This is a genomic window from Myroides odoratimimus, assembly GCF_001485415.1.
Taxonomy (GTDB): domain Bacteria; phylum Bacteroidota; class Bacteroidia; order Flavobacteriales; family Flavobacteriaceae; genus Flavobacterium; species Flavobacterium odoratimimum.
In genome coordinates, this window is sequence record NZ_BCMQ01000043.1 from 1 (window position 1) to 13,119 (window position 13,119).

The following is a 13,119-nucleotide window of genomic DNA, read 5'->3' on the forward strand; positions in this document are numbered from 1 at the left end:
GTAATTGGTGTAAAGCTGGTGTATGGCAATCTTGTTGGACTGAATTATTAAAAAAGAATAAATCTCTTATTGATTTATCAAGTGGAGATTTAGATGGAAGCCATACCACAGCTTTAAGAGGAGGTGAACAAGTAGCTTATCAAGGTAGGAAAAAACGTAAGACGACAAACTCCTTATATTTTACAGATCGTCAAGGCTTACCTTTAGCTATGTCAGAACCGATAGCTGGAAATCACAATGATTTATTTGATATAGAAATCTATTTTGAAGATATAACCGATCAATTAACTAAAGCAGAAATACCTCTATCGGGATTGTTTATTAATGCTGATGCTGGGTTTGATTCACAGAAACTTAGAAAAATATTTAGTGATAAAGAAATAATAGCTAACATCTGTCCTAATAAACGAAATGGACAAAATAATGAAGATGATTATTTTGATGAACAACTATACAAAGAAAGATATGCGATTGAAAGAACAAATGCTTGGATAGATAGTTTTCGTTCTTTACTCAATAGATTTGACACCACACTTTCTAGTTGGATGGCGTGGAATTTTATGGCTTTTATTGTTATAGAACTAAAGAAATTTCAGAAAACTAAAAAGTCAAGATGACTTCAGTATTTAAACATGATAATTATCAAAAAATATGATTATTTTTTGTCCCTACTCTACTTATTTTAATTCTACTCGAATATTTATTCCTATCTTTTAACAGAGTCTATCCTATTTTTTATAGGCTGTAAGTCCTTTATTTAACTCAGATTCGCGATAGACATATAAACGAAAAGTAATTATACAAAATAGCTCTGAATTAGTGTGTAAAGCGTACTATAGTATGTTTTAACAACTAATGCAAGAGATATGAAGTAGAATTGCTTTGTAGCATTTAGCTAATGCGGAATCTAAGTTTCAGCTAGTTTCACTAGTTCTTTTTACCTCCATTTACTTTCTTATCTAGTCTATTCCACATAGCAAAAAGAAGAACTACTAAAATAGCATAACTCACTAACCAAGAAAGAACAGGAGACTGAAGAAAGAAATAAAACAATACTGCGATTAAAAATACTAAAGGATATAACATCACCAATACACAGAATGTTTTAGAAACAATACTATTCCAATAATACATCCCTTTTAGTTCTTTTGCCCTCGGCGAAGCCAAAGACATCAGAGAAGGAACGAACATCACTAAACTTCCTAAAAACACAAGGCTAACTATAACCCATAATACAATTTCCATACAAATAGTCCTTTTATGACACAAACTTACAAGAACAAGATGGATGATACCAATTCTCTAAGGTAAATTATTTAGTTATTTCTATTACAAGGAGATTCTGTAAAAATCACCTCCTTATTAGCTGATCTAACTTACTCCAGATAATGAATAAAATAACAGAGACTACTACATAGCCAAATAACCAAGGTAGAACCTTTAGATCAAAAAAACGATAACACAATACAGCTATCAAAAATAATAGAGGATAAAAAAGTACGGATATAAAAAAAACTCTAGATACCTTGTCTAACCAATAATATCTTCGTCCTACAACGCTAGACTTAGGAGATGCAATCGACATAATAGAAGGAACAAACATAACGATACTCCCAATAAAAGCCACACTAACTATAATCCATAAAATAATATCCATATTTCTCTTATATCCATCACAAAACTAACATAACTAGATAAAGATACTAACGTTTTAACTTGTCCTTATCATTTCACTAGTGTGTTCAATTATTCTAACAAAGATATACTCTCGTTCTTAAAACCTTTTTAAATACTGCCTTATCCTTGACCTATTGCCAAAATTTTAAATATCTTTACAGAACACAGTTAGTTTAATCGTTAAAAAGAAAGACAAATGAGTCAAAAAGCACAAAATGTGACAGATTATCCAAATAACAATACTATTTTTTCAGTTTGGAAGTTTAAAGAAGGCGCTGAAATAAAACAAGCTTTTGAGGCTTTATGTGGTCTAGTCAATAACTTAAACAATTCATTTAAAGTTAGAATAAATGCTGGACCTACTAGCTGTATCTTAGGAGTAAGTCATAACGCTTGGTTAAAGCTAGACTTACCTACTCCAATGCCGAAGGAATTAAAAGTTTTTGAAGAAATCAAAGGAGATAAACATAGTGCTGTATCTACAGATGCAGACTTACACCTACACTTGAGCGCTATTAATCCTGCTATTTGCTATGATATGGCCATGGCGATATCTAAAGTTCTACTGCCTGTAGCAGACTGTATAGATGAAGTACAAGGGTTTAAATATTGGGATGGTCGTGCAATCATAGGTTTTGTAGATGGTACTGAAAACCCTATCGGAGAAGACAGAGATTACTTTGGAATCGTAGGAAACGAAGATCCTCAATACAAAGGAGGTAGTTACTTATTCGTCCAAAAGTATATTCACTTTATGAAGGATTGGGACAACTTATCTACAGAGGAACAAGAGAAAGTCATCGGTAGATATAAAGCTACAGATATAGAGATGGAAGAAGAGAAAAAGCCTGTCAACTCACATACTGCCCTTACAGCTATAGAAGATGAAAACGGTAATGAACTAAAAATCATTAGAGCGAATATGCCCTATGCTAATCCTTCTAAAGGACAAGCAGGAACTTATTTTATCTCTTATGCCTCTACCTTCAGCACAACAGAAAAAATGCTTAAAAATATGTTTATTGGAGAACCAGCAGGTAACTACGATAGAATATTAGACTTTAGTAAAGCCATAACAGGAACGTTATTCTTCGTACCTTCTTTAGACATTTTAGATGATTATTCTGCAGAATAACACTACTTTATAAAATCAAAAGCACCTCAGTATAACTATTGAGGTGCTTTTTTATATACTATACTTCTAAAAACTCTTTTATATCGTGATAGCCATACACCACTACTTCTGGATACTGACTTATAAACTCCTTTATACGCTCTAATGACGCTATTCTTAAATCATTATCATCCGCTCTAGTACTCGTTAGTTGATGCATAGGGTGATTAGGATTACTGAGTTCTTCTCTTAAATAATAAGCATCCCCTATATAAAAATACCACTTCTCCTCTACTTGATAAATAATACCACAATGTCCTAAAGTATGTCCAAACAATGGAGTCAAATACAACTCTACTCCTTCTATCTGTATTCTTCTTACTTCTAATCCTCTCCATTGTTCTCCTGTAGTACTATACTGTATTATAATAGGCTGATGGAGTAAGAGTGTCTTTACATATCGAGGATTGTCAGATTGGTAATTTTGATACTCTTCAGAGGCAACATGTATAGAAGCGTTCGGAAAATCTACAATACCCGAGATGTGATCACAGTCTAGATGAGATACCACCACATCCGTTACCTTTCTAGGATCTAGACCTCGTTGTTTTAATTGCTCATATACGGCCATAGAAGGATCTAATCGGAGCCCAACAGCTGTTACTAATTCGGGTGAGAATCTAGATTGCACAGGATCGTTGTCCTGTACTCCTATTCCTACATCTAGTAGAACTAATTTATTTTCTATTTCTAAAACTGTACAGTGCCCGATGGCTCTATCTCCTGTTGGAGCATTAATCTCTACAGCATTCAAGTGATATACGTTGATCATACTATTTTTCTAAATTTAATTGAACAAAAATCAACTTATTTCAAGTCAAAAAATAGAATGATAACGCCAATTTACTCTACGCCAATTATTCTAAAGGGTATAGAAATATCTACCTGTGGAGTATCCATAAAATGGCTATTTTGAAGAAATGCTTTAGGTGAATCTCCTACAAATACCCGAAACTCTCTCCCGAAGTGAGATTGATCAGCATAGCCTACCTCGTACGCTACCTGAGTTAATGAGGTAGCTTGACTATTTTGCATAAAGTGTAATGCTTTCTGAAATCGTATGATTCTACTATAAGTATAAGCATCTATACCTACTATTTCTTTAAACTTTCTTTGAAAACTTCTCCTAGACATATTCACTTCTTCTGCTAGGCTCGTTGTATTAGCTAATTCACAAGTCTTATTTAGCTTTTGTATGATGTACTCTATCTCTTGATTAGAAGATGTTATAGCATATCTTAAGAAGTGATTTTCTAATATTTTAATTGCCTCTTGGGTAGATGTACTTTCATAAAGTTGTCTACACACTTCACTTGGCAAGAGATCTTCTGCATCTGCTAGCGTATTTGTCAATTCTGTAGTATGAAAACCGAATATCTTTTTAAAAGCAGTAGGATGCAAGTCTACTCCTAGTACAGTAGCTTTATGAGCAAAGTAATTAAGACAAGGATTATCGCTCTTTTGACCATAGATAAAAGACTTAGGCAAAGCCTTTTGATTTTCCTTATTGTACAATACTGATCGATTCTGAAACAGCTGTATAATGATCCCTGTATTTCCAGAAGCGATTATGCGATACACCCCTTCCCCTTCTATTAGATCTACTTCTCCATGCCAGAATCTACTTACGATACCTCTGAGCTCTTTTCTAGGCAAACAGTACTTTACATTCATATCTTATAAATCCTATTCAATCAATTAAACTACTAAAAATAGTATTAATCTCGCGTTTCTACAGTCGAAAAAACTCCCTTTTTCAAACAAAAAGCCGATAGAATCATCTATCGGCTTCTTTAATTATATTATTCCTTATGTTGACTTTTATAGATAAGATAGGCTCCTAATATCACCCCTAATAGAGCTAATAGAACCAAGAATTCTTCAGGTGTATTGCCATTTAGTCCACCAATACACATCCCTAAAAAGAGAACCGCTATCGCGATAATACCCCATCCTATAATCTTCATCTTCTTTTCTTAAATATGATTCCTAAATTTGCTTACACTATAAATAAGTCATCTTATACTGTTTTACTAAAAGTGTCTATCCCAATTATTCTCTAGGATTACACTATTAGCATAATAGACGCAGTGTTTCTCTTGTATAGCTCTCATCTCTCCACATTCAGGACAAGTTGCCTGAGCCGTATCCTCATTCACGCGATTCTGCAATTCCTCACTATCGTCATAACACTCTCCTCCTAACCCTCCTAGAGTGATAGTATATCTATAGCCTCTCTCACTCATAAATGAGCATTCGCCATCTGTAATGTTTTGAGTAGAGAAGTTCACGTCGTCTAGCCATCCTTCACTAGGCCAATTGATATGTACTAAGTTTCCATCCTTCACCTCTACACTTACCTGATAAGTACTACTACTCTTTGTATAAGGGTTTTCATACATCACCTCAGCACAATACACTCCATCTTTATAATAGTCACTCTCACCATAAATGGTAAAACCGTGTGACCCGGCACTTTTTTTACAAGCGAATAACAATAATGTCATACTTGCAAACAACAGAATTATTTGTTTCATTATCCTATTTAAAATACCTCAACCTATGTAAGACCTTGCCCTAGCCTTGTACTACGTACTAAAAATGAGTCTACTTACACACTCCACAGCTATTTCCTTTCTGAGAGCAGTGCTTAAAGTATTTACAATTTTTACACGCTTTACAATTCGAAGATCCTGTACAGGTAGCATAAGTTACAGAACTATAATTTCCTGCAAACACTAACATACTTAATACAGATACACCAATCAATAAACTACTGTTTATCATATCCTCCTATTTTATATTTAGGTACTCGATAAAACAACAATGATGCCAAGCAATTTACGTCTCTTTTTCCTCGTGCTAAAAGCGGTGCAAATGTATCAAAGGAACTGTGAAAAAAAACTTAAATTTATAAGCTTTTTTTACTCTTTTTAGAGAGACCTGTTTCTTTTGTTTTGACACCTAATACAGAACAGTTATATCATCTCTAAAGCCTCTAATATACAGCTATATATATACGCTAGATCTTCGTCAGTCGTACAGTATGGAGGCACTAGATAGATGATATTACCTAGAGGTCTCATCAGGACTCCTCTCTCTAAGAAGAAAGGATATAATATATCATGCATATCACTAAAATAAGAAGTACATTCTGTTGTTTTCCATTCCATCGCAAAAATAGTCCCACATTGACGCGCATCTTGTACTTTAGGATGCTGTTTTAATTGTTGTATAAAGCTTTTGTGTTGCTTTGCAATACGTTTAATATGACCTTGTGTATCTTTAGACAACAAGAGATCCATACTTGCTAAAGCTGCTGTACAGGCTAAAGGGCTTGCCGTAAAAGAATGTCCGTGAAATAGTGCTTTAGTCTTATCATCTGCATAAAATGCTTGATACAGATCTTCTGTACAAGTAGTAATCCCTAAAGGTAAAGTACCGCCTGTAAGCCCTTTTGAAAAACACATAATATCAGGCGACTCACTAAGGTGATTAGCGGCAAAAAGCTGTCCTGTTCGCCCAAACCCTACGAATATCTCATCTTGGATTAAGAGTATATCCCTTTCTTTACAATAGTTCATTAACGCTGATAAGTGTTCTGCCTTGTGCATTAACATTCCCCCTGCCCCTTGTACTAAGGGTTCATAGATAAAACAGATTGTCTCTTCTGCATATGTGCCAATGGTCTTCTTTATACTCTCTAGATTCTCTGCTGTGGGCACCTCTATAAATAAAACCTCAAACAACATAGCTCCAAAAGGATCTGTCCATATTCCTCTACCACTCACAGACATTGCCCCAAAAGTATCTCCGTGATACCCATTGTTAAAAGCAATGATTTTATTCTTCTTACCGCCTTTATTATAATTAGCCTGAATAGCCATTTTTAAAGCAACTTCTATCGCTGTAGAGCCATTATCTGTATAGAATGCCTTAGTCTGATTAGAAGGCAATAAGGCTAATAATCGCTCTGATAACTCTATAGCAGGCTGATGTGTAAATCCTGCAAAGATTACTTGCTCTAGAGTGGTTAATTGTTCTGTCAATTTCTGAGCAATATAAGGATGTGAGTGCCCATGTAGAGTCACCCACCAGGATGATACTGCATCTATATATCTCTTGTCATTCGCATCGTACAGATAGCTCCCTTCTCCTCTTACAATAGGTATAATATTTTGAGCTGTTTTCATCTGAGTATAAGGATGCCAATTCACAGTATAATCGCGTTCTATTAAATTATCTTGTCTATTTTTCATTTGTTATTTTTGTGATGAAACACTTGCTAATTCAAGTGCTGTTAACATAACTGCTTCTTTAGTAATCTCTTCTAATGCCGGTATGTGTATTAATTGTGTATCTCTGTCTATGAAGTTCTTTATCGCCTCCAATGAATAAGGGTTAAACGCTCCATTTAACACGAGGTAATCGATAGGAATATTCCTTGTTCTCAATGCTTCTATCGATAACATCGTATGGTTAATACACCCCAAATAGTTTTTAGTTACTAATGCAACAGGAATCTTTAAATGTTGAATTAAATCAATCATATAAGTAGAAGAATTAACCGGAACAAACAATCCTCCTGCTCCTTCTACAATGAGATTATTCACAGTGTCAGGTAGCGTAAAATCACTTAATTGCATATTTACATTTTCTTTAGCTGCAGATTCATGAGGCGAAGCGGGTAACTGTAGCCTGAATCTTTCTCTATGAATAGTCACATGCTCATTCCACTGTTGTATTTTCATACTATCTGACTCATGTAGATCTCCAGACTGAATAGGCTTCCAGTAATCAGCCTTAAAATAATGCGTTAGAATAGCAGAAGTAACTGTTTTACCTATTCCTGTATCAATACCTGTTACAAATAGTTTAAGGGGTTGTGTCATTTCTTTTTATAATTTCAAATAATAAATTCATTTCTTCTTTTGTATTAAAGACATGTAGACAGATCCTCATACGCTCTGTACCTTTAGCCACTGTAGGAGCCTTAACGATATAAGTATTGAGATTGTGGAACAATAAGTCTGCTTGAAAGCTTGGGATATCTCGAATTCCTTTAAGGGTAAGCACTTGTATAGGACTTGGAGTAGATGCAATCCCTTTAGGAGATAGTTCTGCATAAGTCTTGATAACACTTTCTAATTGTAGTGATAGCATAGGATGCTTCTCTAAAAAAAGATACGCAAGCTTAATACTCATGCCCATCAAAGCATTAGGAGCTGTACTATAAATAAAAGAAGAAGCAAAGTTTATAAGAGAATCTATCAACATCTTACTGCCCAATACAGCAGCACCATGTACGCCCATCGCCTTGCCATAGGTCACGAGAGTTGCCCATACACCAGTCTGTAATCCTAAAGAATGTACTCTGCCTAGGCCGTATACTCCTATGGCGTGAGCCTCATCTACTATTAAGTAAGCACCATAACGCTGTGACAACTCTACTAACTCCTCTAAAGGAGCTAAATCTCCATCCATAGAATATACGCTCTCTACGGCTATGTAGATATCTCCTGTTGCCTTATTAAGTAGGCGCTCTAGATCTTCTAAATCATTATGTCTGAACTTCCACTTTCTCACTCTTGACAATAGACATCCATCGTGCGCAGACCGATGTATCAGTTCATCTACAATAACAGTATCTCTTGCAGTAGATAGATTACCTAGTAGAGCTAAATTAGCCTGATAACCAGAATTAAAAAGAAGTGCTCCCTCTACGCTATGCCTAATTGCTATATACTCTTCTACTTCTTCTACCTCCTTCGTATTTCCACTGATTAATCTAGATCCTGTACTGCCACTTAACAGAGCTGGATTATCTACTACCATATCTAATAAACCTTGCTGAAAAGCACTATTTCTACTCAAACCTAGATAGTCATTCGATAGAAAGTCTATTGCTGTTGTATCCCTAAGCTGTAAGCTTCTATAGTTATGGTCGTGAAGCCGCTCTGACAGTCGTCGCTGTAGACTATGAGGTAGTGTATTCATACCTTAATTAATCGCTTTAGCAATAGCCTCCATCCACTCTTGACAAAGTGATTCCTCATATCCTACAATGATATCAGCATAGTGTTGCCAATCTGGAGAAAACACTTCTAATTGAGCAATCATCTCTTCTAGATGCCCCTGTTCTTCTGCTATAATTGATTTGACCATAACCTTAGAACCAGAACGATCTAAAACACCTTGATAAATAGGATATAATTTATCTGCACGTACCTCTATGGCGTACGTAACCAATAGATAAGCTGCAAATTTTAGAGGTGCTCCATGAAGTCCAAGTGATTCTTTTAGATATCGAACGCAGAACACATCTAATCGTTGTAGATACTGTTGAGTCTGAACAGATGCTAATAAACTAGTGGTATCATAGTGCTCAGGAAAACAAACTTGTAGTTTCTTAATTTGTTTTTTTAAGTAATAAGCATGCCTGTGTTCTTCTGCTGCATGCTTTAATTGTAAGAAGGTTACTTGATACGGATTTTCACAAGCGGATATTTTCCTCGCCCCTGTATTTTCCATAAAGGATAAGGCATTTAACCACTTGCTATGTAGCTCATCGCTCGCTACAATAGTTTCTAATAGTTGTTCCATTTTGTGTTCGTTTAAGCCACAAAACTAGAAGGACTAACTGAATCACCACAAGACCACTTTTAAGATAAATACTAGTCCGGATACTATCATACACTCTGCCGAGAAGATAGTACCTCTTCTATCTCCGTGATATATCAGTGCCCTATACAAGCCTATTCCTTGCTAAAAAAAACTTTTTAACTAATATGTATCAGCTATTCTGCAAGGTTTATAATTCAGAAGACACACTAGTATTACTTCTCCCTGCGTTGCATCTTATAGTGTAGTTTTAAAAACGGGATGGTATAAAAACTAAAGTAGTGATCTGTTTGTAGCTTTCCATCAGCATCTACATACATATGGAGGCTCTCATGTAAAGCTCTAACAAATTTCACCCAATGCTTTCCTTTGTGATTCGTAACATAAAAGTAAAACCCCCACATCGCCAAATTGTTTACCATCACTCTGTAAGAGTAAGCTTCCATCTTCTTTAACCTCCTGATTGAGTAATACTGTAGCATTGCCATTGGGCAACGGAAAAACTACTTTAAACAATTCTTTATCCTCACTAGGAAGATAAGCATGTGTATAAATACCAGAGAACAACGTTTGACCTGTTTCTTTGACCTTTCGATACCAAATCGTCCAGACCGTTTGTTCTTTTTTCTGAAGTTTTATTATTTCGCTTTCTAGCCCTTTGGCTAGACTCCTAGTATTGGTGGGTATATTCAGTTGCTGTAATCTCTTACTAAACAACCATCCTAATAACGTACCAAAGGGTTTAAAAACACCTTTCCACTCACACCAAACCTCGAAATCGTAATCTGATGTATGGGTGTAGAAGTCTATGATCTGTGGATGTAATCTACCGCGCTCTGATGCTGTAAAATCTAGTACATTGATATCTTCTATAAGTCCACTTCCAGCTTGATTAATAATTACATCATACTGACCAGCTAATCTGTCAACATAAGACTTATCGATAATCTTCCTATCACCAATAACTCCTTCTATCCAAGGCATCTGGGTGATATCAATGCGCCTTCCAAATAACTTTACCCAGAGCTGAGTAACCCAATCTTGTAACATACACGTCCATTACTTTATCTAAAAGTACTCTTTTTCTTAGAAAAGACCTATTCTGTATCAACCCTAAAAACTCTGCTCTGCCTAATCTGCTATTCTATGAATAACTAGTTACCCTAAAGCCTATCTGCTTTAAGCAACTTCATTCATAAATCAATTGTTTTGTATATCTAGCAACGAATTATTCGTCTACAGGCTGAGTTGTTACCTTAGTAGATAAATATGTCCTATAAATATAAACAGCTCCAAATGAAAATGTCACTACAACAAAAGTAGCGATAGGCAAACTCATCACCTTCTCTGCAGGAAATACATAAACTAAAAATGGAAAAGCGTATACCGCAGGCACTCGCATCTGAAATAGTTGAGACAAACCATACATCATAATCAACAATAGAAATGCAAGCACCAACCAATGCTCAATATACTGATATAATACTACTCCTATGCTAATAGCTAATGTAAGAATAGCGATTTGCTTAACCATGATCTTCAGTGAATACATCTTCATATTTAAAGATTCGTACAGTACTACAGCTATAGGAGGGATAATAGCCATCTGCTGGTTACCTGAATAATAAGCCACTACCATCCACAACAGATTAATAGCAATATAGGGATACATCATCTTTGTATTGACCTTCCCTTTTGAGTCAATCCCTTTATTTAAGTCTAATACATACACCACAATCATCAGTACAAAAGTAGTTACCAATATGGCATAGATAAATGACCACGCATGAGCATTAGTCACAATAGGAAGAAAACCAGTAGCTAATGCAGGTGGCAAACTATAATTAATTACTTTCATCAGTACTAACATCAGTATCAGTACAATCAACAACTTAGAGATATAAGGAATAGCTAACATATTTAGCCCAAACCCCATTAACGCTGTTAGTGAAGGAAGAATAAATATCTTATCAGGCTGTCTCAGCCATGCTTTCTCCTGGAATACCCATAGCCCCACAGCTAGCGCTGCTATCTCTGGCAAGACAATCTCTGGATCCTGAAAATACACTGCGCCACATACCATCAATAGTATGAATACAAATGCTAAAATATACTGGTATACCGTTGTTTTATTTGCTAAGTTCATCATCTTCATTACTTATTTGAAGCAAAATTAATTGAACTCAAGCATAAAGTACTTATATAATTTTGTGTTTTTGTTATATGGAACGTGAAGGAGTGAAATCGTGAAGGCGTAATGTTGTTTAGACTATTGTATCAACACAAGAATATTAAGCTATATAAGTACATTATGGCCAATCTTAATTCTTAATTCCTAATTAAAACCTGCGTTGGCGCGGATTTGCAATCCGTGCCGTATATACCGCTGCGCAAAGTCTCCTGACTTTGAGTAACTCTTTTAATGATCGTATTTTTTTTGTGAAATCGTGAAGGCGTAATGTTGTTTAGACTATTACATCAACACAAGAATATTAAGCTATATAAGTACATTATGGCCAATCTTAATTCTTCTTAGATTCAACTAATAAATGCAACAGCATTTAAAAAACGGCGGAGAACATTTGCTCCATGGAGCAAATGTTCTCCGCCGTTGGCGAAAAAAAACATCTACTTTTGAGGTTCCTACACACCCAAAAAGATGTCACATTTAACGTTAGAACAAAGATATAAAATAGAAGCATATAAAAAGGCAGGTAAATCACTTACTGAAATTGCTTGTTATATAGGCAAAGACAAGTCTGTTGTTAGCAGAGAGCTTAAGCGCAATTCAGACGAAAGAAATGGTGTTTATAAAGCTAATCTTGGACAAAGAAAGACAGCTCAACGACACAAAGAAAAACGCAAGAGAATACGCTTAACTGAAAACGTAAAAACAACTATTATAGACTATCTTAATCAAGATTATAGTCCAGAACAAATAGTAGGTAGAAGTAAACTTGAAGCAAAAGAAATGGTCTCTGTTGAATGTATTTATCAATTCATTTGGCAGAACAAAAAACAAGGAGGAAAGCTTTATAAGCATCTTAGAACTAAAGGTAAAAAATATAGAAAAAGAGGTGCATGCAAAGACAGTAGAGGCTTGATAAGTAATAGAGTAGATATTGAAAAAAGACCTAGTATAGTTGATGATAAATATAGAATAGGTGATCTTGAAATAGATTTAGTAATAGGGAAAAATCATCGTGGAGCACTGCTTACTATAAACGATAGAGCTACAGGGGTTTTATGGATGGGAAAGATAGAATCAAAGGAAGCTCACGTTGTAGAAGCTAAAATTATAGAACTCTTAAAAGACTTCAAACCGTTACTTCATACTATGACTTCTGATAACGGAAAAGAGTTTGCAAACCATCAAAATATAGCTAACACTCTAGAGCTTGATTACTACTTCGCAAAGCCTTATCACAGTTGGGAAAGAGGAGCTAATGAAAATTTAAATGGATTAGTAAGACAATATTTCCCTAAAATGACTAATTTCGATTTAATTACACAAGCAGCAATTGACAAGGCTGTAAATATTTTAAACAACAGACCAAGAAAGAGATTTGGTTTTAAATCGCCTAACGAAATTTTTACAGAAAAATTAAACCTAATGGTTACTGTTGCATTTAATACTTGAATCCACC

General features: G+C 35.1%; 15 protein-coding genes. 3 read left to right on the forward strand and 12 right to left on the reverse strand.

Translation table 11 applies throughout. The features are described 5' to 3' along the window. The coding region (locus tag MODO_RS18145; protein WP_059051685.1) for a transposase family protein at nucleotides 1–617 on the forward strand (617 nt) is incomplete at its 5' end. Nucleotides 618–927: 310 nt separating this feature from the next. Here the strand turns inward: MODO_RS18145 and MODO_RS18150 are convergent. Next, complete coding sequence (locus MODO_RS18150; RefSeq protein WP_006258148.1) at nucleotides 928–1,245, reverse strand: hypothetical protein; 318 nt, start codon at nucleotides 1,243–1,245, stop codon at nucleotides 928–930. A gap of 628 nt (nucleotides 1,246–1,873) precedes the next feature. On the opposite strand from MODO_RS18150, the gene MODO_RS18160 reads away from it, so the two are divergent. After that, a complete protein-coding gene (locus MODO_RS18160) occupies nucleotides 1,874–2,812 on the forward strand; it encodes a Dyp-type peroxidase (RefSeq protein ID WP_006258150.1) in 939 nt (312 codons plus the stop codon). Nucleotides 2,813–2,870: 58 nt separating this feature from the next. On the opposite strand, the gene MODO_RS18165 is transcribed toward MODO_RS18160, so the two are convergent. The 11 genes from MODO_RS18165 to MODO_RS18210 all read right to left on the reverse strand — a co-directional run bounded on the left by MODO_RS18165 (nucleotide 2,871) and on the right by MODO_RS18210 (nucleotide 11,621). After that, nucleotides 2,871–3,623, reverse strand: coding sequence for an MBL fold metallo-hydrolase (locus tag MODO_RS18165; protein ID WP_006258151.1), 753 nt, complete (start codon nucleotides 3,621–3,623; stop codon nucleotides 2,871–2,873). A gap of 71 nt (nucleotides 3,624–3,694) precedes the next feature. Further along, on the reverse strand, nucleotides 3,695–4,525 hold the full coding sequence (locus MODO_RS18170) for a helix-turn-helix domain-containing protein (protein ID WP_006258152.1): 831 nt from the start codon (nucleotides 4,523–4,525) through the stop codon (nucleotides 3,695–3,697). Between the two features lie 128 nt (nucleotides 4,526–4,653). After that, on the reverse strand, nucleotides 4,654–4,818 hold the full coding sequence (locus tag MODO_RS19490) for a hypothetical protein (RefSeq protein ID WP_006258153.1): 165 nt from the start codon (nucleotides 4,816–4,818) through the stop codon (nucleotides 4,654–4,656). 66 nt (nucleotides 4,819–4,884) lie between these two features. After that, a complete protein-coding gene (locus MODO_RS18175; protein ID WP_016361629.1) occupies nucleotides 4,885–5,388 on the reverse strand; it encodes a hypothetical protein in 504 nt (167 codons plus the stop codon). A gap of 70 nt (nucleotides 5,389–5,458) precedes the next feature. After that, entirely contained in the window at nucleotides 5,459–5,638 is a 180-nt protein-coding gene (locus MODO_RS18180; RefSeq protein ID WP_006258155.1) for a hypothetical protein, read from the reverse strand. A gap of 191 nt (nucleotides 5,639–5,829) precedes the next feature. Continuing rightward, nucleotides 5,830–7,110 (reverse strand): adenosylmethionine--8-amino-7-oxononanoate transaminase, encoded by a 1,281-nt coding sequence (gene bioA, locus MODO_RS18185; protein ID WP_006258156.1) that lies wholly within the window; start codon nucleotides 7,108–7,110, stop codon nucleotides 5,830–5,832. Between the two features lie 3 nt (nucleotides 7,111–7,113). Next, complete coding sequence (gene bioD / locus MODO_RS18190; protein WP_006258157.1) at nucleotides 7,114–7,743, reverse strand: dethiobiotin synthase; 630 nt, start codon at nucleotides 7,741–7,743, stop codon at nucleotides 7,114–7,116. After that, complete coding sequence (locus tag MODO_RS18195) at nucleotides 7,727–8,848, reverse strand: aminotransferase class I/II-fold pyridoxal phosphate-dependent enzyme (protein WP_006258158.1); 1,122 nt, start codon at nucleotides 8,846–8,848, stop codon at nucleotides 7,727–7,729. The genes bioD and MODO_RS18195 overlap by 17 nt, the downstream gene beginning before the upstream one ends. Before the next feature lie 3 nt (nucleotides 8,849–8,851). Next, entirely contained in the window at nucleotides 8,852–9,454 is a 603-nt protein-coding gene (locus MODO_RS18200; RefSeq protein ID WP_006258159.1) for a hypothetical protein, read from the reverse strand. 360 nt (nucleotides 9,455–9,814) lie between these two features. After that, nucleotides 9,815–10,522: a hypothetical protein gene (locus MODO_RS18205; protein ID WP_006258161.1), complete on the reverse strand. Its 708-nt coding sequence runs from the start codon at nucleotides 10,520–10,522 to the stop codon at nucleotides 9,815–9,817. 178 nt (nucleotides 10,523–10,700) lie between these two features. After that, nucleotides 10,701–11,621 (reverse strand): hypothetical protein, encoded by a 921-nt coding sequence (locus MODO_RS18210; RefSeq protein ID WP_230486164.1) that lies wholly within the window; start codon nucleotides 11,619–11,621, stop codon nucleotides 10,701–10,703. A gap of 510 nt (nucleotides 11,622–12,131) precedes the next feature. On the opposite strand from MODO_RS18210, the gene MODO_RS18215 reads away from it, so the two are divergent. After that, entirely contained in the window at nucleotides 12,132–13,112 is a 981-nt protein-coding gene (locus MODO_RS18215; protein ID WP_006265742.1) for an IS30 family transposase, read from the forward strand. The last annotated feature ends 7 nt before the right edge of the window (nucleotides 13,113–13,119 follow it).

Bases quoted from the DNA above. Each gene is read 5' to 3' on its own strand.
- MODO_RS18150 (WP_006258148.1), bottom strand. From the start codon at position 1,245: ATGGAAATTGTATTATGGGTTATAGTTAGCCTTGTGTTTTTAGGAAGT.
- MODO_RS18160 (WP_006258150.1), top strand. From the start codon at position 1,874: ATGAGTCAAAAAGCACAAAATGTGACAGATTATCCAAATAACAATACT.
- MODO_RS18165 (WP_006258151.1), bottom strand. From the start codon at position 3,623: ATGATCAACGTATATCACTTGAATGCTGTAGAGATTAATGCTCCAACA.
- MODO_RS18170 (WP_006258152.1), bottom strand. From the start codon at position 4,525: ATGAATGTAAAGTACTGTTTGCCTAGAAAAGAGCTCAGAGGTATCGTA.
- MODO_RS19490 (WP_006258153.1), bottom strand. From the start codon at position 4,818: ATGAAGATTATAGGATGGGGTATTATCGCGATAGCGGTTCTCTTTTTA.
- MODO_RS18175 (WP_016361629.1), bottom strand. From the start codon at position 5,388: ATGAAACAAATAATTCTGTTGTTTGCAAGTATGACATTATTGTTATTC.
- MODO_RS18180 (WP_006258155.1), bottom strand. From the start codon at position 5,638: ATGATAAACAGTAGTTTATTGATTGGTGTATCTGTATTAAGTATGTTA.
- bioA (WP_006258156.1), bottom strand. From the start codon at position 7,110: ATGAAAAATAGACAAGATAATTTAATAGAACGCGATTATACTGTGAAT.
- bioD (WP_006258157.1), bottom strand. From the start codon at position 7,743: ATGACACAACCCCTTAAACTATTTGTAACAGGTATTGATACAGGAATA.
- MODO_RS18195 (WP_006258158.1), bottom strand. From the start codon at position 8,848: ATGAATACACTACCTCATAGTCTACAGCGACGACTGTCAGAGCGGCTT.
- MODO_RS18200 (WP_006258159.1), bottom strand. From the start codon at position 9,454: ATGGAACAACTATTAGAAACTATTGTAGCGAGCGATGAGCTACATAGC.
- MODO_RS18205 (WP_006258161.1), bottom strand. From the start codon at position 10,522: ATGTTACAAGATTGGGTTACTCAGCTCTGGGTAAAGTTATTTGGAAGG.
- MODO_RS18210 (WP_230486164.1), bottom strand. From the start codon at position 11,621: ATGATGAACTTAGCAAATAAAACAACGGTATACCAGTATATTTTAGCA.
- MODO_RS18215 (WP_006265742.1), top strand. From the start codon at position 12,132: ATGTCACATTTAACGTTAGAACAAAGATATAAAATAGAAGCATATAAA.